Annotated in this window: 8 protein-coding genes and 2 pseudogenes; 6 read left to right on the top strand and 4 right to left on the bottom strand. The window is 37.1% G+C overall.

The window, feature by feature from the left end:
• Positions 1 to 49: 49 nt before the first annotated feature.
• The 3 genes from B9T28_RS04230 to mutS all read right to left on the bottom strand — a co-directional run bounded on the left by B9T28_RS04230 (position 50) and on the right by mutS (position 4,087).
• On the bottom strand, positions 50 to 769 hold the full coding sequence (locus tag B9T28_RS04230; protein WP_086202709.1) for a D-Ala-D-Ala carboxypeptidase family metallohydrolase: 720 nt from the start codon (positions 767 to 769) through the stop codon (positions 50 to 52).
• Positions 770 to 904: 135 nt separating this feature from the next.
• On the bottom strand, positions 905 to 1,228 hold the full coding sequence (gene fdxA / locus B9T28_RS04225; protein ID WP_086202708.1) for a ferredoxin FdxA: 324 nt from the start codon (positions 1,226 to 1,228) through the stop codon (positions 905 to 907).
• 216 nt (positions 1,229 to 1,444) lie between these two features.
• Positions 1,445 to 4,087 (bottom strand): DNA mismatch repair protein MutS, encoded by a 2,643-nt coding sequence (gene mutS, locus B9T28_RS04220; RefSeq protein WP_086202707.1) that lies wholly within the window; start codon positions 4,085 to 4,087, stop codon positions 1,445 to 1,447.
• Positions 4,088 to 4,316: 229 nt separating this feature from the next.
• Between mutS and B9T28_RS04215 the strand changes: the two genes are divergently transcribed.
• The 3 genes and pseudogenes from B9T28_RS04215 to B9T28_RS04205 all read left to right on the top strand — a co-directional run bounded on the left by B9T28_RS04215 (position 4,317) and on the right by B9T28_RS04205 (position 7,211).
• The gene (locus B9T28_RS04215; RefSeq protein WP_086202706.1) at positions 4,317 to 5,663 is read left to right on the top strand and encodes a tyrosine-type recombinase/integrase; all 1,347 of its coding nucleotides are present in this window, start codon (positions 4,317 to 4,319) and stop codon (positions 5,661 to 5,663) included.
• 300 nt (positions 5,664 to 5,963) lie between these two features.
• Positions 5,964 to 6,636: pseudogene (locus B9T28_RS04210) on the top strand (IS3 family transposase); the annotation flags it as partial.
• A 113-nt stretch (positions 6,637 to 6,749) separates the two neighbouring features.
• Positions 6,750 to 7,211, top strand: coding sequence for a hypothetical protein (locus B9T28_RS04205; protein WP_086202705.1), 462 nt, complete (start codon positions 6,750 to 6,752; stop codon positions 7,209 to 7,211).
• A gap of 127 nt (positions 7,212 to 7,338) precedes the next feature.
• On the opposite strand, the pseudogene B9T28_RS04200 reads toward B9T28_RS04205, so the two are convergent.
• Positions 7,339 to 7,942 (bottom strand): annotated as a pseudogene (locus B9T28_RS04200) (tyrosine-type recombinase/integrase); the annotation flags it as partial.
• Positions 7,943 to 8,211: 269 nt separating this feature from the next.
• Here B9T28_RS04200 and B9T28_RS04195 point away from each other — a divergent pair.
• From B9T28_RS04195 to B9T28_RS04185, 3 genes are all read left to right on the top strand, one after another.
• Positions 8,212 to 9,948: a ShlB/FhaC/HecB family hemolysin secretion/activation protein gene (locus tag B9T28_RS04195; protein ID WP_086202704.1), complete on the top strand. Its 1,737-nt coding sequence runs from the start codon at positions 8,212 to 8,214 to the stop codon at positions 9,946 to 9,948.
• A 69-nt stretch (positions 9,949 to 10,017) separates the two neighbouring features.
• On the top strand, positions 10,018 to 22,002 hold the full coding sequence (locus B9T28_RS04190) for a hemagglutinin repeat-containing protein (protein WP_086202703.1): 11,985 nt from the start codon (positions 10,018 to 10,020) through the stop codon (positions 22,000 to 22,002).
• Entirely contained in the window at positions 21,989 to 22,513 is a 525-nt protein-coding gene (locus tag B9T28_RS04185; RefSeq protein ID WP_086202702.1) for a hypothetical protein, read from the top strand. Before B9T28_RS04190 ends, B9T28_RS04185 begins: the two co-directional genes overlap by 14 nt.
• Positions 22,514 to 22,537: the final 24 nt, after the last annotated feature.

The raw sequence follows: 22,537 nt of genomic DNA, 5'->3' as shown, positions 1-22,537 counted from the left end.
AGTGGGAATTAAAAAAGAGATCCTAAGATCTCTTGAATAGCTTTGCATTTTAGAAATTGCACATTGAACTATTGCGTGATAAATCTGCACCCCAAGTGCGATAGCCTTGAGTATCAATATGAATTTGACCAGAAGCATACAGGCCTAAGCCCATATTTAAACTTTGGCCATACTGCGCCCAAAATTGACACAGTTTAAATTTAGTATTTTCAATAAATGCGTAATCTTCGGCTTGAGGATTTACAGGCCCAATACGAAAATCGATAGCCGAATTAAATAAATGACGAGAAGAGCCAGCGCCTCCCGCACATTGGTTCAGCGGTAAATCACGATAAACGGACGTGACTTCAAAATCAGTTAAAACTTTTGATGCGACTAAATATTTAAAAACCTTGAGGGTTGCAATTTGATTGTGCCAAATTTCACGATTTGGAATCATATACTCAGACTTACCACATTTTTGCCAATCACGAGCCGTTTTGAATAATTCGAAACTCGGAATAATATTCCCGACATTATTTTGTTCTAAAAAACGTTCATAGTCGCGAGCATTGGATTGATGATCACTAGTCACTAACCAATTGCGATAAGATGCAGGCATAACTTTGACTGGAATTGCTCGTTCAAAGGTAATTTTTTCTTGTGGAATAAAAATACGATGACCATTCGGGGTTGAGATGGTTTGACCTTTTTGAGGGGGAGAGGTACATCCGATCATCAATAATGAAATTGCACTGACAGAGAGCAAGCCCTTCAAAATATCTTTCATTTTAAATCTATGCTGAATTTAAATAACGAATTATTCTAGTCTATTTTTGAAGATACATTTTGCATAATTTGCAAACAAATGTACGATTTGGGTGTGAACAATGAAAAAGATCAGCATATGCTGATCTTTTAAATCTTATTTTTCTAAAAGCTTTAACTTATCTGGCTTACCATTCCATTCTTCACGATCAGCAGGTTGGTCACCAATTTGTGTAATGTTAGGCCATTTTTGAGAAAGTTCAGTATTAAGTTCGATAAAGACTTCCTGACCTTCTGGTAATTCATCTTCTGAGAAAATTGCATTTGCAGGACACTCTGGTTCACACAGCGCACAGTCAATACATTCATCTGGGTTGATGACGAGAAAGTTTGGACCTTCATAAAAGCAGTCTACTGGGCATACTTCTACGCAGTCTTGATATTTACACTTAATACAATTTTCAGTGACAACGAAGGTCATGGCGTCTGCTACCTAAAAATATGGTTGTAATGAATAATGGTCTATTTTAGGCAAAAACAGTACCAAGTAACAATTGCTTTTATTGATATTTGTTATACGTTGAGCTACTAATTTTATAAAAACTGAATAACCTGCTTATTTTACACTCAAAACTTAAAAAACTCCCCATTTATAGGAGAGTTTTTATAAGAGAACATGGATGAGCTTAAAATATATTTAAACTAATTCTTGGTTTAACTGTTCTTTTAAAGCATAAAGTTTTGCTAACGCATCACGTGGGGTTAAATCATCGATATCTAGTTCAGCTAAAGCATCTAGCACTGCAGATGATTTTTCGATTTCAATGACAGTTGTGGTAATTTCAGATTCAAGGCTGACTTCGGCAAATAAATCATTTTGTACTACAGATTGTAATTGTTGCTGTTGTTGTTTTTCTAGAATTTTTAAGCGTTTTTGAGCTTCTTTAATCACACCAGCGGGAATACCGGCAAGTTTCGCTACTTGTAAGCCATGACTTTGGCTAGCGGGTCCTGATTGCACTTTATGTAATAAAATTAAATTACCATTGAGTTCTTTTGCCGTAACATGATGGTTATCAATCGCAGTTTCTTTACCTAGTTCAGTCAATTCAAAATAATGGGTTGCAAATAAACACAAACACTTAATACGTTTGGTTAAGTCGATGACACATGCCCAAGCTAACGATAAACCATCATAAGTACTGGTTCCTCGACCGACTTCATCCATGAGGACTAAAGACTGATTGGTGGCATGATGCAAAATTTGAGATGTTTCAGTCATTTCAACCATAAAAGTTGATTTTCCTGACGACAAATCATCAGCTGAACCAATACGCGTGAAAATACGATCAATAGGGCCGAGTTTGGCCGATTTTGCCGGAATAAAACTGCCACAATATGCCAATAAACTAATTAATGCAGTTTGACGCATAAAGGTTGATTTACCCCCCATATTTGGCCCAGTAATAATCGCCATACGATGATTAAAATCAAGCTGAGTATCATTTGGGGTATATGGGGTTTTAATTAAGGCTTCAACCACTGGATGTCGACCAGCAGTAATCTGAATGCCAATTTCAGGGCTATATTCGGGACGTGACCAATTTTTTAAACGGGCTTGATGCGCGAAATTAGTTAGTAAATCAATTTGCGCGATTGCACTGCTCATCATTTGTAAATTAGCGATATCTGCACGTAATTCTTCAAGTAACATTTCAAATAGCATTTTTTCACGAGCAAGTGCGCGTGATTCACTCGAAAGTACTTTATCTTCAAATGATTTTAGTTCAGGCGTGATATAGCGTTCTGCATTTTTTAAGGTCTGACGACGAATATAATGCTCAGGTGCCTGTTCAGCTTGAGCACGTGTTAATTCCAAATAATAACCACTAACACGGTTATAGCCGATTTTAAGGGTATTAATTCCAGTACGTTCACGTTCTTGAATTTCAAGATCAATCAGGAATTGACCCGCATGATCTCGAATTTTGCGTAATTCATCTAATTCAGCATCAAAACCTTCAGCAATTACATTACCATCGCGTAGTAACATGGGGGGGTGTTCAACAATCGCAGACATCAAACGCTGATGTAAGCCATTAAAATCTCCCAATTCTTCATTCAATTGAGTAATGAGTTGAGATTGTTGTGCATTCAGAATGGGTTGGATGGCGTGTCGTAAAAAAGGAATTTGTGCACAGGCTTGACGTAGCTGGACAATGTCACGCGGGCGCGCACTGCCTAATGCGACACGACTGAGCACACGTTCAATATCACTAATATCTTTAAGGACTAAACGAATAGGCGATTCATGGTAGCCTTTGAGTAAGGTATCAATGGCATCTAAACGAATATCGAGAATGGCAGTATCACGAATGGGTTGCATGAGGGTTCGACTGAGTAAACGTCCACCCATCGCAGTTTGGCAGTCATTCAGCAAGGTAAATAATGAAGTACCATGATCAAACAATGGATCAATAATTTCTAAATTACGACGTGTGACAGGATCGAGTGCAATAAAATCACTACTTTGTTCTAGTTTGATGGAACGAATATGTGGTAAAGCTGTTTTTTGGGTTTCTTTGGCATAATGAATTAATGCCGCTGCTGCGGCTTTAGCCAAGGGTAAATGATCGATACCAAAACCTGAAAGGGTAGACACTGCAAACTGATCACATAGCGTTTTTTGTGCATTATTGAGATTAAAATCAACATTTGGACGTTTGGTAATTGGGCAATCAATTTGTTTTTTAATATGCTCAATGATATTCGGATCGACAATATCCTCATCAACCAAAATCTCGCTTGGCATTAAACGAGCTAATTCAATGGGTAAATTTTCAGATTTAAAGTCTTGTTGTTGAACTTTGAATATACCAGCACTTAAATCTAAAAGTGCAATACCAATTTGATTTTGTTGAAAGCAGAGGGCAACTAAGTTTGAGCTTTGTTGTGCTGTAAGTAAGGCATCATCCGTTAGTGTTCCTGGGGTAATAATACGGACTACGGCACGTTCTACAGGTGCTTTTCCAGTCACTTCGCCGACTTGCTCACAGATGACCACCGTTTCGCCCTTTTTAACCAATCGAGCTAAATATCCTTCAGCTGCATGGTAGGGAACGCCAGCCATTGGAATAGGTTCACCATTGGCTTTTCCACGATGGGTCAGGGTAATTCCTAATAGTTTTGCAGCCTTATGTGCATCATCAAAAAATAGCTCATAAAAATCACCCATTCGATAGAACATTAACGAATGCGGATGTTGCATTTTTATCGTTAAATACTGCTGCATCATAGGGGTGAGTGTAGATAGGTCAGCCATTGTTTCTGTGCTATTCATGTATGTTAAATCCTTAAATTTAAATAATAAATAAAATTAATTTGAAAGCTTGGCTGTCTAACCAATTCTAATAGCTTCTGTGTAAATCTGATTTAATCTAGAGAAAAAGTATACCTTTTAGTATACCTTTTTTATGTTAGAATTTTATCAACAGTGTGTGAGATCGAGTTGATTCTTCTCGGTTGCTATCTTAACAAATTGAGACTGATTAACAAAAAGGAATCCTAATATGAATGAGGAAATAAACAGCAAAAAGAAAGTTGCACTTTCAGCTCGTGCAATAGATAAGATGAAAATTGGCGATCCAGATAAAAGTGATATTGCTGAATATATTGGTTTGCGTGTTGTCTGTGGTAAAACAGGTCTGAAAAGTTTTGTTTATAGATATAGAAGCCCTGTAGATAATTCTCTTAAGAAAATTACTTTGGGTAATTATCCCAATATGTCATTAGCGGAAGCACGTATAGAACTTCAACGTTTAAAATTCTTAAGATCACAGGGAATATGTCCTGCAACTGAACGAAAAGAAGAGAAAATTGTAAATAAACAAAAAAAGCAAGAGTCGACAATTGTAATAAAGTCATTAACTGTCAAAGATATAGTTGATTTATATTTAACAGAGGTGATTGAAGATAGGGTTGTAATTGATCAGCGGACAGGTGCAAAAAAAAAGATTGAAGGTTCGCGTAAGCTAAAAGGACAAATTGAAACAAGGCGGACACTTTATGTCGATGTGGTTGCTGTCTTGGGTCTTCGACAAGCAGATAGTGTTATTAGGAAAGAGATTGTAGAATTTATTAAAGGTATTGTTGATCGTGGAGCGCAAGTACAAGCAGGCAGGGTTTTATCTGAGCTAATAGCAGCTTATGATTATGCAATTGGTTTAGATTATTTTTCTGATAGTTTTGCTAATCCAGCGTTGCTCGCTAAATCAAGTTTAAAGCAAACTAAGATAAAGCTTACCTCTACTAAGCGCACTCGTATACTTTCGGATTCGGAATTAAAACATGTACTTTTTTGGCTTCCTGAATCAGGGTTTTCTAAGCATCATAAAAGTATTTTACTTATTACTCTTTGGACAGGTTGTCGTACAGGTGAAATCTGTGCAGCGGAGTGGAAAGATATTGATTTAGAAAAAGCAACATGGCACTTAAAAGGAACTAAAAATGGTAGTGAGCGATATGTACAGCTTTCAATACAATGTATAAAGCACTTAAAAGAGCTACCAAGTATTAATAGTTCTTATTTATTTCCTTCATTTCGTACTGGGAAACCAATTGCACAAAAAACATTAACAGAAACAAAATGGATTTTAAAAGGTGAGGATAGGATCAAAAATTGTAATTTTCAACCTCGACAGTTATGGCCGAAAGATATGGAAGATTGGAATCCTCATGATTTAAGAAGAACGGTGAGAACGGGCCTATCTAGGTTGGGATGCCCGACAGATGTAGGAGAAGCAGTATTAGGACATTCAAAAAAAGGGATTGAAGGAACTTATAATTTACACACTTATGAAAATGAGTGTGCTGAATGGTTGCAAAAATGGGCTGACTATCTTGAGTATTTGTGCTGAATTTTTAGGGGGTGGTTTTAAATTTAGTGTAAGTACTTAATTTTCATTTATCCTTCTATGGATAATTATAAGAGCTACTTCACATGGGCGAGGCAAAAATCAAAAGTATGGTTATTGAACTAGCTAAATGTTTAAAGACACAGCTTCCGCTAGATATTGAATTAAACTGTACTGCACACTTGATTCTTGATCTTGTTTTTATTGAGGTTATTTTGATCTGTAATTGATTCATTGATGGGTGACGGACTTTTTTGTTTATTATCGCTGAGGCTACGAGGAACTGTTATTGAAATGCTTTAGGTAACCAAGCATTTACAGTCACAAGGTATCAAAATAAGTCAGTATGCAGTTCGGTGTATTAAAAAATACCATCAGTTGTATTGTAAACGTCATAAGCCTTTTTAAAAGAACAACGAATATTGATCACAATCGATCCGTCTACGAAAATTTGTTAGAACAAAAATTCTCGATGCAATCCCCGAATCTGGTATGGGTAAGTGACATTACGTATGTGTGGACAGGCGAAGGATGGCTGTATCTGGCTGCTTTAAAAGACCTTTGTACTAAACAAGTCGTTGGTTATAGTTTAAATGAACGAATGACCACACAGCTGGTTTGCAATGCACTCAGTATGGCTATTGGTAATCACCAACCACCGCAAGGATTAATTGTTCACTCTGATAGGGGGAGTCAATATTGCACTCATGAATATCGTAATATGCTTGAAAAATATGGATTTCAGGGTTCGATGAGTAAAAAAAGAGACTGTTTCGACAATGCACCGATTGAGAGCTTTTGGGGCATACTCAAGAATGAATTGGTTCACCAGCATAGTTATAAAACAAGAGATGAAGCTAAAGCAGATATTACAAAATACATAGAGCTATTTTATAATCAGCAGAGAATTCAGAAAAGATTGAATTTTAAGACACCGAATCAAGTGGCAGAGGACTTTTACAAGTCGGCTGCATAGAATCTCCCAAGTGGAAGTATCCTGTTAATTCAGCACACATCAATATTGAATTACGTAATGAACATAGAGATTTTTTTATCAATTATGGAAATAGTAGTTCCTTGCTGACAAGTATGTTTGCTGATTGCACTTTCGAAAGATTTGAGCAGTATTATTCAGCTCAATTTCCATTCGATGAGATTAATGATGAAGAAAAACTTCCTTTAAATACTACGTATTTTGGGCATGATTTTAATGATGAATTTTTATGTATTGACAATAATACGGGGGAAATTTTCGTATATGCTTTTCAAGAGAAATCTGGAAATTCATATTATGAGAATATTGATAGTTTTTTAATGTACTGTTTTTTTTGGCATGATGAAACAGATTATTTTTTTGAAACTGTGCAAAAAAATATAGTTATCAATGATCTTGAACTATTTAAGAAGGATAATGAAGTTTATAAAATTAAAGATATTAGATGTCAAGATATTGTGTATTATTTAAATAATGAAGTCTTAATTGAGTTCGATCAAAAATCAAGTATGTGTAATTTATATAAAGGTGGAATATTAAACCAACTTTATAAATAAAGGAACTGCACTAGATTGAGCCTTTAAATTATTTTATGTAAGTTCATTTTATATATATTTTTGATTGTTAATAAGTAGATCGTTGCTTCTGCCTTAAATGGCAGAAGCATTGGATATATGCTATTTATTAGATATTGCAAAAGTTAGCCCAATCAGTCATTAAGCCTTTACGTTTTGCAAGATAAGCCCCACGTAAGTATGCAGCTTCAACTTCATCAGGGAATTTATGGGCAAGCACATGTTCACAGACCTCACGAGGGTAATCTGTTTTGTCCGCTGACCAGTCACGGAAATTTGATCTAAAACCATGTGTTGTAATCACACGATTTTGTTTTACGTCAACATAGCCTAAGTCATTCTCTTTAAACTTTTGCTCATGCATCCGCTTAATCAAAGTAGTTAATGACATATCAGAAAGCATGCCACCACTACGAAGCGCAGGAAAAATGAAATCTTGTAGTTGAGTATATGGTTTAATTGATTCAAGTAACGCAATTGCCTCTTGAGACAAAGGCCACGGTGTTCCTTGTCCGCTTTCATCCGTTCTTTAGGAATAATCCAAACTTTATTTTTAAAGTCAATTTTTTGCCATTTAGCACCAAAAATTTCACCAGAACGACAGGCCGTTAAAATAGCAAATTCTAATGCTTTAGGGGAAATCCCTTTTTTTGTCTTAACTTCTGAATAAGTGCAGCGACTTTTTCATATGGTAAGGATGGGTGAGGACGTGAATTAATTGAAGGAGAATCTGAGGATTCTCCTTGTAAAAATTGATATTTTTTTGTCTTATTCATTAGACTCATTGTTTAACGATCAATGGTTTTCGTCTAAATAAGAGAGTGGCTTATTATAAAACAGATGGTTGATAGTGATTTTTTGTTATTCGAGGTGAATAATATATCTTTTAAACACAAGAGGTAGACAGATCTGTATAAAAAATATTTACAAAAGTAAGTAAATTGATAATAATAAATGTATATTTCATCACAAATTTAACACAATGCAATTTAAAATAAAAACTATTGCGATATGTATCGCTTTATTGGGGAAAAACAGCTTTGCAGCAGATCTACAACAGCGACCTGAATTAGAAGCCGATGCAATCATACGTCAACAGCAACGAGATCAAGCGCTAGAAAAACAATTACAGCCAGAAGTAGCCGTAAATTTGGGCTTAGAAAAACAATTACAAAGTCAGCCGCAGCTTCAGTATTTAAAATCCCACAGTGAAGCGGTTTGTTTTGAGATTAAAAAATTCAAACTACAAGGCGATGCTGCTAGACAATTTACCTTTGCATTAAGATCAGTTACGCAAGGTGAACATAATATTATTGGGCGATGTATTGGGGTTCAAGGTTTAAATCAAGCACTTGACCTCGTACAAAATAGTATTATCGCGCATGGTTATGTCACCACACGCATGCTTCTCCCACAGCAAAATATTGCATCTGGAACCATTGAGTTACGTGTGATTCCCGGGCGAGTTGATCAAATTAAGTTTGCTGAAGGTACCTCTAAAAGAGCACATAAGTTCAATGCCTTGCCAGTTAAATCAGGAGATATCCTTAATATTAGAGACGTTGAGCAAGGTCTAGAAAACTTTAAACGTGTACCCACGGTAGAAGCCGATTTTAAAATTGAACCCTCAGTCAAAAAAGCTGAACCGGGTTATAGTGATTTAGTCTTGGCGTGGCAACAAGTTAAACCTTATCGAATTCATTTAGGTTTAGATGATGCCGGTGCAGATTCCACTGGTAAATACCAAGGGACTGCAACCCTATCTTTAGACAATTTATTGACCGTAAATGACTTATTTTACGGCAGCTATAACCATGACTTGGGTGGTGGTGACCAAGGTGAGCGTGGTACGGATGGCTATTACTTAAGTTATAGCATTCCATTCAAATACTGGTTATTAAGCACCAGTTATAGTCGTTCTGATTATAACCAAAGCGTTGCGGGTGCCAGTCAGAGTTATGTATATAGTGGCGCGAGTAAATTGATCAATGCTGATTTATCTCGCGTACTGTATCGAGACGCGCATCGTAAAACAACCGCCAGTGTTGGTGGTTGGTATCGTAAATCTCAAAACTATATTAATGATGTAGAAGTTGAAGTCCAGCGTCGTCAAACAGCCGGTTGGAAAACCAGTTTAGATCATACCGAATATTTATCGAATGCCACAATGAGCGGCAACATCACATACAAGCGTGGTACGAGTGCATTTGATGCCATGCGTGCACCAGAAGAAGAGTTTGGTGAAGCGTATACCCATGTTGGTATTTTACAAGCCAATGCCAGTTTACAAGTTCCATTTAAAGTTGGTCAGCAAAACTTACAATATTTAGCCGAATGGCGTACCCAATACAGTAAAAAACCCCTCACAGCACAAGATCGTTTTTCAATTGGAAATCGCTATACCGTTCGTGGCTTTGATGGAGAACAAACCTTAATGGCTGACAATGGTTTCTTGGTTCGGAACGAACTGAGTGGGTCAATTATGAATCAACCGCATATGTGGTATGCCGGGATTGATTATGGCGAAGTCGGTGGAAAAACTGCACGTGAACCCTTTCCATTGGTCGGTACCAGTTTACTTGGTGCCGTGGTGGGTTTACGTGGTCAGGTATTGAAAGCTGTAAGCTATGACGTTTTTGTAGGGACTCCCTTAAAAAAACCAGAGCATTTTGTTGCCGATCATGTCACTACAGGTTTTAGTCTCAATTGGATGTATTAAAACAATATTTACATTTATAAATTGTGAATACATCACTTTAAAAAATATAAAGAAATTAGGTAAATTATTATGAATAAGAATCGTTATAGAGTTATTTTTAGCCAAGCACGTGGGATGTTTATTGCTGTTGCAGAGATTGTTAAAAGCCGTACAAAAACAGCAGGTCAATCCAATGGGGTTGGAACGCTTGAATTAGAAGATACAATTGATGCAGCATCAATTACCTATAAAAAATTAAATCCGCTCAATTTTTCGGTGATCAGTATCTTGGGTGCGGCAATTTATACGTTGCCTCTGACCAGTATTGCGAATAGCCAAATTACAGCAGATAAATCAGCACCAAACTCACAGCAAGCCACAATCTTAAATAGTGGTAATGGATTAACGCAAGTCAATATCCAAACACCGAGTTCAGGTGGAGTATCCCGTAATACTTATACTCAATTTGATGTAGGGCAAGAAGGCGCCATTCTTAATAACTCGCGCAATAGTACTCAAACGCAAATCGGTGGATGGGTACAAGGCAATCCTTGGTTAGCCAAAGGCGAAGCCAAAGTGATTTTGAATGAAGTGAATAGCAGCAATCCAAGTCAATTGAAAGGTTATTTAGAGGTTGCAGGGAAACAAGCGCAAGTTGTGATTGCTAATCCATCGGGATTGATTTGTGATGGCTGTGGTGTGATTAATGCAGATCGCTTTAGCTTAACCACCGGTCAGGTAGAGATGAATCAGGGGTATTTGGAATCATTCCGTGTTCGGGAAGGCCAAATTACGATTGAGGGGAAAGGTCTGAATGGCAGTTTAACGCCATATACTGATATTTATACTCGTGCTTTAAATGTGAATGCCGGCTTGTATGCCAATCATCTTGATGTGGTATTGGGTCAAAATGATATTAAGGTCAAAGACCAAACTTCACCACAAGTTACAGCGACCACAGGGCAGACGAATTCAAAAACTCCGCCTAGTTACGCCTTAGACGTTGGACAATTGGGTGGAATGTATGCTGGCAAGATTCTCCTTGTCGGGACTGAACATGGACTGGGTGTTCGTAATATGGGTTCGATCAATACCACAGCAGGCCAACTGACACTGAGTGTGAATGGTGATCTTAGCAATACAGGTAATGTGATTGCGAACAAAGACCAGATTGCAATTCAAGCGCAAAATGTAAAAAATAGTGGCAACATCAGCAGTACCCAACATCAGATTAAGATTAATGCAACGGATATTCAGAATAACGGTTTGATCGCCACGAATGATGAGCTACAATTGAATGCCCAAGCTAAGATTAATAATAATGGGGGCGTGATCAATGCAGGACGACTTGATTTTACTGCACAAAACCTGAGTAATGACAAAGGTAAGATCGAACAAACTGGACAACAACAATTACAGATAAGTGCCAAGGCTTTAGACAATAGCCAAGGTTTGCTTGGGCAAGCTTCGAAAGATAACCTAGGCTCTGGTAATGGACAGCAACCCGGTGGTACAACAACCCCACCAACGGTAAAGGATCCACAGGATTATTCTTCAGCACAAGATTCAAGTACGGTTGAAATCGCGGAACCTCAGGATTCAATCCCAAAAACCTTTGCAGCAGGTAAAATTCAGATTGCTCAAGAGATGAGTAATATCGCTGGTACAATCGTCAACAATCAAGATATAAGCCTTCAAGTACTGGACAGTATTAAAAATAATGCTGGGGAAATTCAGCTGCCTGAACTGCAATTCAAAGGGCTAAACTTTGAAAACCAGCAAGGAAAGCTCACTGCCAAAGTGGTGAATATCACCGCAGAGCATGTGAACAACCAAAAAGGCTTGATTGATGCTACGGAAAGCTTTGATTTAACTGCGCAACAGTTAAATAACAACCTAGGGCGTTTACAAAGTGCGAAGGCACTCAATTTAACCTCAACCCAGATTGATAATAGCCAAGGGCAAATCCTTGCTACGGATGCTTTAACGCTTAATTCTGAAAACACCAACAATAGCCAAGGTTTGATTGGTTCAGTCTATGCCGATGCGCAGTTGACCATCAAGATCTTAGATAACAGCAAAGGTGAAATTTCAGCTAAGAATATTCAGCTGACTGGAAAAACCCTGACCAACCAGCAAGGGACGATTCAGTCTAAAACTGGAAATTTAAATATCGATGTAGATCAGATTGATAATGGTACTGCTGAAGATTCAGCAGGTCATTTGATTGCTGCACAAAATCTAAAATTAAATGCACAGCAATTGCTGAGTACAGGTCAAATCTATGCAGGTCATACGGCTAATTTAACAGTTAATCAATTACAACAACATGGTCAATTGGCAGCACTGAATCAAGTCAAGGTTCAATCTGAAAATATTGTCAGCAATCAAAATGCGGTTTGGGTTGCTGGTTTAGATTTGGATGGCAAGCTCAGCAATGCAGATGCCCGGCTGAATATTAATACTCAACAGGTGCAAATTGCAGGTAAAGTGCTTGCAGGTGCAGAAATTCAGATTAATGCGGATCAGATTGCAGATCTGAGTCACAGTGAAAATCAAGCCAAAAACATCAAGATTAATACAGCACAATTAACAACAGCCAATGCTAAAATTATTGCGGATCAACAGCTAGACATACATGCAACGCAAAATATTAATAACCAAAAAGGTCAATACAGTGCTGGCCAAATTAATTTAAATACAGTGCATTTAAACAATGATCAAGGCTTAATTCAGCATACAGGCCAAGCTGACTTTGTTCTGGATATCGTAGATCGTATTGATAATAATAAAGGTCAAATTGTCAGTAATGCCCAACGTACAGTAATCAAAACCAACACTCTAAATTCTGTAGAGGGAGCAATCTTGCATGCAGGTGATCAACAGTTACAGATCACTGCACAAAATCTACAAGGACAACAAGGTAAAATCCAAAGCAATAGCAATTTGCAACTTGATCTTGGAACAGCCAATTTAGACAATGCGACCACCACTGCACAAAATATAAATCTAACTGCAACGGAATTGAGCCATCAACACGGGCAACTCATTCAAAGTGATGCCAATGGGCAATTGAATATCAATGTTGCACAAACATTGAATAATACGTCAGGTGTAATTAGTGCTGCTGGACAAGCCCAACTCAATGTTAGTCAACTTAATAATAGTTCAGGTAAACTTCTTGCAGATGGGCAATTGGGTATCAATGCAAATGATATTACAAACATGCAAGGCACAGTGTATACAGACCAATCACTTAATATCGTAGCAAAACATGGTATCAATAATCAGCAAGGTGTCTTGGCAGCAAAGCATGCAGTATATGTGAATGCACAATCATTAAATAATACAGATGGTGCTCTTCAATCAGAGCAGTCAAAACTTGATTTAAATATCGGTGGATCATTAAACAATCAACGAGGAAAATTACTGTCTAATCAAGATTTAAACATTCAAAGTCTAAGTTTAAACAATGTCTCAGGCACAGTTTTTTCTAATCAAGCATTAAAATTAGAGATAGAGGGCACGATTGAAAATCAGTCAGGTACAATCGCTGCCAATAACAATATTTTGATTAATGCTCAGTCATTAGACAACACTTCGGGGCAAATACGGTCTGAAAAAGAACAACTAAATATTATTACTCAGCAAAACATAAACAATAATTCAGGCATTCTTCTAGCAGCAAAAAATGTTGCGATCACTGCACAAGATGTCTCTTCTCAAAATGGACAAATTCAGGCAGGCCAACATGCTAATTTAGATGTTAAATCATTGGATAATACTGCTGGTACACTCTATGCAGAAGATCAATTAGAACTAAATGCTTCAGAACACATTAATAATCAAGATGGTATTATCGCTGCTAATCAAGCATTTAATTTAAATGCAAGTTCATTGTCGAATAATGGTGGAAAATTAATTGCACAGCAATCTGGGATGCAACTCCATATTGTAAAAGAATTAAGTAATATCAAAGGTGAAATTTCAGCAGCTCAAGATTTAGCAATAAATAGTGGTCGTTGGAATAATGCTGAAGGTAAGGCTGTAGCAGGTCAAACATTACAAGTGAACACCTCTACATTAGACAATCGTCTTGGTATGATTTATGCAGAAAATCATACCAAGATTGAAGCAACTGGTCAGATAAATAATACTGCTGGAGTCATTGCATCTAAACAAATTGATTTAACATCACAGTCATTGCTCAATGATTTAGGTAAAATTAGAGCAGAGCAAGGTTCTTTAAACTTATCCGTAAACAATGAATTAAGTAATCTATCTGGTGAAATATTTGCGGAAAAAGAAGCGAATTTAAAAGCACAGCACATTAGTAACCAAAATGGGAAAATACAAAGTATTTTAAAAACGAAGATTGAAACAAACACCTTAGATAATCAATCTGGAACAATCTATACACAAGATCAATTACAATTACTGGCACAGTCAGTAATTCAAAATCAGCAAGGTACAATCGCTGCACAAAAAGATCTTCAGATAAAAAGTGCAGATTTAAATAATGATCAAGGCGTTATTCAATCTGAACAGGGGCGAGCAGACCTATTCGTACAAGGTATATTTAATAATCATCAGGGCAAGTTGTTTTCTGGTAAGGGTTTAGACCTTATCGCTCAAGGAGTTGACAATCGTCTAGGACAAATCTCATCACTAGAAAAATTGAATTTAGATAGCCAATTACAAACATTGAATAATGAATCTGGAAAAATTCTAGCAGATCAAATCTTGCTAAAAACAGGTTTGCTCAATAATAATTCGGGTTTAATCCAATCGAATACCGAATTAGCGATCGATACCCAACATTATAATTTGCTCAATCAAAATTCTGGTGCTGATGGTGGAATACTCAGTCAAGGAAAACTCAATTTAACGAATGTTCAACAATTGTTAAATGATAACGGTATTCTTGCTTCAGCAGATGATGTTCATATCAGTGCACAGCAATTATCGAATCAAAAAGGCCAAATAAATAGTCAGGGTAATTTAACGATTGCTCAACAACAATCAGGTGGGTTGCTGAATAACCAAGGTCAGATTCAAGCATTAAAAAATATTCAAATCCATTTAGATCAACTGAACAACAGTGGGCAAGGTAGTCATATTGTTGCAGGTGGAGATTTATCAATCCAAGCACAAGTGATAGACAATCGACAAAATTTAGATGATACGATTTTGGGTGGTTTAGATGCTCAAAATATTCAATTAGATGCAGGTGAGTTAAATAACCAATCAGGTGGAATTAGAGCAAGCAAAGATGCAACACTTTTAATCCAACAAAACTTTAATAACCAACAAGGTAGTGTGACAAGTTTAGGAAAATTATCCATTGGTGGTAGCCAAAAAACGTTAAATATTAACAATAGTGGTGGCGAATTAATTGCGAAAAATGGACTTTCCATAGGTGCTAATGACTTAATTAACCAAGGTAAAATGATTAGCCTCGCTGATGCTGAAATATCACTAAAACAAAATTTTATTCATAAACAAGGTGATGAACTGAGTGTAAATGGTTTGCTTAATATCAATAGCGAACATGATTTTATCAATCAATCTACACTAAGTGCAGGCCAAGGTCTCACAGTCAATGCACAGAATATTTCAAATCAAACTGGGGCGAGTATTAGTAGCATTGCAACCCATTTAATTGCCAATGATGTCATACATAATCAAGGTTTAATTAATGGAGAATTAACCCATCTTCAAGCAAATTTTGTTTGGAATGACGGTGCTAAAATTTATGGTGATCATATTGCCATACAAGCACAAACGTTAAATAACAAAAGTAATCAAGACCGTATAGGTGCAGTCATTGCATCACGTGGAGATATTGATTTAGGGATTAATATTTTAAATAACCAAGCGGGTGGTTTGATTAATAGTGATTCAAAAGACAATGCTTGGATATTGAGTATGGGGCAATTAAATATTGGAGGTTCACTGGATAGTAATTATCAAGCACAAGGTCAGGCACAACTGATTAATAATCGTAGTGCAACTATTGAGTCTCAAGGAAACATGCGACTCAGTGCAAAAGAAATTCAAAATTTAAATGATAATTTTTCAGTACACTCAGTTTTAGAATCATCCAAATTTGTACACAGTTATGAGGATAATCGTGCTCCTGGCGTTGATGTTACAGACTTGATTGTTGGATTGGAAAAAGGTGATGGGTTTGACTGGCTTGTTTTAAGCGATGGACGACGTTTACAGACATATAATATTTTTGAATATAATAAAGAAACCTATGTTCCAGAAGTATTAACCAGTACACCTGGGCAAATATTGAGTGGGGGGGATATGTTGATTCAATCTGATCATGTCGTGAATGATCAGAGTCAAATACTTGCAGCTGGTACATTAAAGGTAGAAGGAACCAATATTGATAATAAAGAATATTTAGCTGATAAATTAATCCAATATAAAAATCCAAAAAAATGGTTCTACGATTCTGGTCGAAAGAGCTCGATGGCCTATGCCCCAGCAGATGAAACAAAACCGTATACATTAAGTGGACTTCATGGTGGAAATAAAGTTATTGGTATCCCAGCAGCAGAGATTAAAGATAAGACCAATGACAGTGTGCAAGTTGATGTAACAGGTTCCAAACAAGCTCAAGCGATTGAATATGAAAAACAACAGGCTAAAAAACAACAAGTTGAGGTAGACGCTGGACAGCAGACGAATGTTAAACAATCAGAAAATGAGCAGACACAGCAATTTGGTGAACTTGGCCCGAATGGATCGCAACAACAAGCCCAGCCAACTGAAAATAAAAAAGTAGATTCAGCGCAACAGTTAGATAGTTTAGAAAAGAATTTATCAGGCGTGGATGAGGCATCTAACTACGAAGTCCGTAGTGTAGAGCAAAAGACAATCACCTTACCTAGCAATGCGCTATATAGCACAACGAAAGATAGCCAAGCCCAATATTTAGTTGAAACTGATCCAGCATTTAGCCAATATAAAAATTGGTTATCATCAGATTATATGCTGGGCGTACTTGGTCGAGATCCAGCTAATCAACAAAAACGTCTAGGTGATGGCTTTTATGAGCAGCGCTTGGTTCAAGATCAAATTGCGCAGTTGACAGGGCATCGTTTTTTATCTGGCTATGGTAGTGATGAAGAACAGTACAAAGCTTTGATGAACAATGGTCTAAACTTTGCTCAAAGTTACAATTTACGTCCCGGAATTGCTTTAACAGCAGCTCAGATTTCGCAACTTACCAGTGATATCGTGTGGTTAGAAGAAAAAACGATTACGTTGGCAGATGGGACAACCACCAAAGCATTAGTTCCACAAGTCTATGTTCGGGCAAGATCTAGTGATTTAAAAGGTGATGGTACTTTGATTAGTGCGAATCAAGTGCAATTGGATATGAAAGGTGATGTTCTTAATCAAGCGACGATTTTTGGACGAGATGCTCTTATAATCAGCGCAAATAATGTCAATCAATTGGCTGGGCGAATGGAAGCTAATCGTATTGGGATTAAAACGCAAAATGATTTAAATAATATCGGAGGTCAGATTGTCGCAAAAGAAGCAGCATCCTTTGACATTGGCGGAAATTTGAATGTAAGTAGTACATTGACCAGTAATTATAAGCAAACAGGTCGTAGTACTTATGGTTTTACTGAGATAGATCGTAAGGCAGGCATCTATGTTGGTAATAACCAGACTACCTTAGACGATACTGATAATTTAAAAATGACACTAAATATCAAAGTGGGTGGTAATACCACATTGAAAGGTGCAGAAATTTTAAATGCGAATGGTTCAACCATCCTGCAAACTCAGGGGGATGTGAACTTAGAGACATTGCAAACGGAGCGAGTTAATAATAGTTATAAAAATAAGAAAAATTATGACTTTAGTACAACACAAACAGATGTCGGTAATCAAATTATTTCAAAAGGTGATGTAACTATCACTGGGAAAAATATTGACATTACAGGTTCTCAAATCAGTAGTGAGCAGGGACGCACCACTCTGAGTGCTGAAGAGCGATTGGATATTCAAGAGGGACGTGCTCGTAGCACAGTTGAACATGCGGATGAAGTAACGAAAAAAGGCTTCTTGAGCAGTAAAACTACAAAGAATTATAGAAAGGATATGTCGAATGAAAGTATTGGCAGTACGATTGATGGTAAGGAGGTAGTTCTTGATGCTAAAAATATTAAGATACAAGGCAGTGATATTGTTTCTGATGAATTAACGCAAATTCAGGCCAAGGAAAATATCAATATTACGGCGGCACAGAACCAATATTTAAATGTGTCAGAGCACAGCACGAAAAAATCTGGATTTACCTCTAGTTTCTCTAATGGTGTTGCAAGTTTGGGATATGGTAAATCCAACTTAAAGGCACAACAGGACAATCAATCATCGATATTAACGCAAAGTCAGATTAGCAGTAAAAATGGTGATACGAATATTATTGCAGGTAAAAATCTAACTGTGGAGGCTGCACTTATTCAGTCAGGGAAAGATCTGAATATCATTGGTCAGAATGTTAATTTAAATGCAGGTTATCAAGTCAGCACTGAACATTCCAAAGTCCAAAGTAAAAACTCAGGGCTTTCAGTGGGTGTAACTTATTCTGCTGGAACTGCAGGCAAATCTGCCTATGATAAAAGTGCCGAAAATGGACAGTTCTCTGACAGTACTGTAGGCAAAGTTATGTCGAGAGCTGAAGCAGCTCGTAAAGCAACTATGGCTGCTGCTACACCTGTTGTCATAACGGCTGGTAGTCAGAAAACACAACAAACTTCAAATAGATTATCCACCCAAGCTGTAGTGACGGAAGTTGCAGCAAAAGGCAATGTAAAGATCATTGCGAATGACGGTAGCATCAATAGTCAAGGTGCTAAAATTTCGGCTGAAGGTGATGCCTTGCTCCATGCTAAAGACAATATTAATTTAGGGGTTGTTCAAAATACGCATACAGAGAAGGCGGATAGTAAACGTAGCGGATTCAGCATAGATAACCGCGATCACCTTGCCCCTATTGGTGTTTATAATGATAAAAATAAGGGTGATGGACAGGTTGTTAAAACTACAGGAACACAAATTTCTGTGGGAGGAAAATCTACTCTGCAAACAGAACAAGGTGATATTAATATTATTGGCAGTTCTGTAGTTTCACAGGGTGATAACATTATTAATGCTGCTCGGAATGTCACGATTAAATCGGCACAAAGCAGTCAGAGTCAACATGACTCTCAACTGAGTAAAGGTTGGGGGAGTGCACAAATTTCAGATACTGAGAGATTTGATGGCTATATGAGTAGTAGCAGTTTGAAAAATAGTGACAGTATTGAACAACAGCGTAGCCAGATTGGTAGTTTGGGCGGTAACATTAATATTCGGGCAGGCAATCAATACACCCAGCAGGTTGCTGATATTATTGCAAAAAAAGATATTAATATTACAGCCAAAGATATTGCAATATTGGAAGATAAAAATAAAGGAAAGTCGGAGCAGTCTTCAAAAGACTTAAAAATTGGAGTATTTAGCCGCGTAAGTTCTCCACTCATTGATTTGGTGAATGCAATAGAAGGGGCAACAAATAGTAAAGCGGATGACCGTACTAAAGCTTTACAAGGGTTGGCAGCGGCAGCACAAGGCTATCAAACGTATAGTGATATTCAAGGTGCTTCATTTGCTAAAGCTGAAGCAGGCATTGGTTTTAAAACCAGCCAAAATCAACAAAGTAATCAATATACAACTTCACAGCAGAATAATTTAAACGCAGGTGGCAATGTCAATTTAACCAGTACTGAAGGTAATATTCATTTGCAGAATACTCAGGTAAAAGCTAAAGAGAATATTAGTTTAGATTCTGCAAAAGATATTCTTTTAGAGTCTGGGCAAAGTCATCAAAAAATCGATGGAAAGAACAGCAATGCAGGCGTAAGTTATGGTGTAGGTGCCTCAGTTGGTGCACAAACTGGTGTTTATGTATACGCTGAAGCTGGTTATGGTAAAGGGAGTAACCATACCGACAATAATAGCCATACGCAGACGACATTGGAGTCAGACAAACTGAGCCTAAAAAGTAAAGGGGATACAACTTTAAACGGTGTACAGGCAACAGCAAATCGTATAGATGCAGATGTTGGCGGGAAGCTCAGTATTATTAGTACGCAAGATACAATGAATCAGGCTATAGAACAGACTGGTGTAGGTGCACGCGTTCAAGTATCCCTAGGTACTGCATGGCAAGCTTCTGGTAACTATAGCAACAGTAATGCAAAAGGTTCATCAAGTAGTGTAAACCAACAATCAGGTTTGTTTGCAGGCGATGGTGGTTATCATGTTAAAGCGGATAGTGTTGATTTGAAGGGTGGTGCAATTGTTTCAACAGCAGTTAAAGACAAAAATGATCTAACAGCGAATAGTTTAACATTCAATAATATTGAAAATAACAGTGCTCATAATGCAACTTCTGTGAGTTTGGCTGGTGGAACAAGTTCTAAAAATGATAAGGCGTCTAACCCAACCAATAATGACAACTGGCGTAATAGTACAAGTTTTAGTCCGAGTCTACCTCAACATGAAGCAGATAAAGACAGCAGTACTACATATGCCACTTTAAGTGAAGGCAATATTAAGATAGGCGGTAAATCAACAACAGTTGAAGCGTTGGGTATTCATAGTGATGCCTCCACAGCAAATAGACCAGTTGAAATCTTGCCGAATTTGCAAGAGATATTAGATAAGCAAAAAACGGTAGCAGATGCGACTTCTACGATTGCTGCTGCGACAAGAACATATAGTCAGAATCAGCAAAAAAAAGCGGAAGCAGAAAAACAAACTGCTAAGCAAAATGTACTTGAACAACTCAATCAAAATAGTGATGCGCTCAATTACTATCAAAGTCTCGACCCTGCAAAACAAGAGGAATATTTAAGCCAATATTCACCTGACTATGCCAAAGCAAGTCAATCCAATCAAGATTGGGGCATGGGTGGAGATAAGAGTCGTGCGATCAATGCAGTCACTATGGCCATTACAGGAGCATTGGGTGGTCAAACAGATATTCAAGTGGTAGCTAATACATTAGCACCATATGCAGCTTATAAAATAGGAAAAGAATTTGGTCATGGAGAAGACAAGAACACCACCGCACAACTGGTGAGCCATGCGATATTGGGTGCAACACTTGCTTATGTGAATGGTGGTAATCTTGCTGCAGGTGGTTCGGCTGCGGTTGCGAGTGAAGCAGCAGCTACATACTTTACGAATCAGTATAAAGATGATAAACGTTACCAGAATGAAAAGGGTGAGTTCATTCCGAATTTATTACCTGAAGATGTGAAAACGCAGATTCGTGATTTGATCACTGCAATAGGAGCTGTAGCGGGCGGAACTGTAGGCGATTCTGCATTTAGTGCACAACTGGCAGGTGTGGTTGGGCAGAATGCTGCTGAAAATAATGAAATGAGCCTGCCATTTCCTGTTAACACTGAACGTGGACAAGGTCTTCAGTCCATTGTTGAATATGGAAATAAAAATGGATGGAATAATAAGCAAATTAAAGAAGCTGTTGCAAAAGAAAGTAGAGGAAGAGATTTTCAGGGTGAACAATACACTAAAGCATTAGTTTATGGATCTGCTGCACTAGGTATGGGGGTGGCTGCTCCCGAAATAATGGGTTTATCTGCATTGGGTGGTGGTGTGATAGGTGGTGGTACGAGTGCATTAACTTATGCAAATACAACACCTAAAAATGAATTTAGTTATAAAAAACTTACAATTTATACCGGTGGAGGTGCTGTGACAGGTGTAGCTGCAGGTGTAACGAAAAATCCATTATTAATATTGGGATCTGGAGCAGCAGGAGCTTATGCAACACAGTATGTAGCCGAAGGTAAAGCAAATTTATCATCTGCTATAATTTCTGGAGGTTTTGGAGTGTTAGGAGGAAAATTGGGATCACTTGGATGTGGTACAGCATGTCAGTTTATAATGACATACCCGACATCAGTAGCTGCGACTACAATTACAGACAAGTCAATTGAAAAAATGGATAAAGCAAAAAATGAAAGAAAATAAATTAAAATCAATAAATTATTCTTATTTTTTTAATAAAGATGGTTTGAAGTCAATGTATGGGGAAATATACATTATGATATTCTTTTTAATTTGTTTATTTATTCTATTAAATGCCGTCTTAACTTCAGATATTAATATGCATAAAATTTTAGGTTTAAATATTTCCTATCGTTATATTATTCCTTTTTGTATTGCTGTTACAGGTTTTTTATTTTTATTCTATAAGTTTATTAAAATCTATAGAAAAGTAGTAATTGATTTATCGGTTGATGAAAATAAAATCATTTTTAATAATCTTGGATTCCAAAGGGAAATAAAAAATTTTTCAATAATATTATTGCCAAGTAATCGCTTTGTGAGATGGAGTAATTTAGAAGGTTTTAGCAGAAAATATATTAATTATGTTGGTGTTGAAGATCAAGATGGTAAACAATATATAATACCTTATGCTGAAAATATGCAGGATGAAGTTGTAAATTTTTTAACTGAACGAGGAGGATGTTTGAAATAAAAATGGCTTTGTTGCACAAACCTA

The sequence above is a fragment of the Acinetobacter silvestris genome, from assembly GCF_002135235.1.
Lineage (GTDB): Bacteria > Pseudomonadota > Gammaproteobacteria > Pseudomonadales > Moraxellaceae > Acinetobacter > Acinetobacter silvestris.
Note: the sequence above shows the minus strand (reverse complement) of the source record. Positions and strands in the feature narration are given on the sequence as shown.

Bases quoted from the DNA above. Each gene is read 5' to 3' on its own strand.
- B9T28_RS04230 (WP_086202709.1), bottom strand. From the start codon at position 769: ATGAAAGATATTTTGAAGGGCTTGCTCTCTGTCAGTGCAATTTCATTA.
- fdxA (WP_086202708.1), bottom strand. From the start codon at position 1,228: ATGACCTTCGTTGTCACTGAAAATTGTATTAAGTGTAAATATCAAGAC.
- mutS (WP_086202707.1), bottom strand. From the start codon at position 4,087: ATGAATAGCACAGAAACAATGGCTGACCTATCTACACTCACCCCTATG.
- B9T28_RS04215 (WP_086202706.1), top strand. From the start codon at position 4,317: ATGAATGAGGAAATAAACAGCAAAAAGAAAGTTGCACTTTCAGCTCGT.
- B9T28_RS04205 (WP_086202705.1), top strand. From the start codon at position 6,750: ATGTTTGCTGATTGCACTTTCGAAAGATTTGAGCAGTATTATTCAGCT.
- B9T28_RS04195 (WP_086202704.1), top strand. From the start codon at position 8,212: ATGCAATTTAAAATAAAAACTATTGCGATATGTATCGCTTTATTGGGG.
- B9T28_RS04190 (WP_086202703.1), top strand. From the start codon at position 10,018: ATGAATAAGAATCGTTATAGAGTTATTTTTAGCCAAGCACGTGGGATG.
- B9T28_RS04185 (WP_086202702.1), top strand. From the start codon at position 21,989: ATGAAAGAAAATAAATTAAAATCAATAAATTATTCTTATTTTTTTAAT.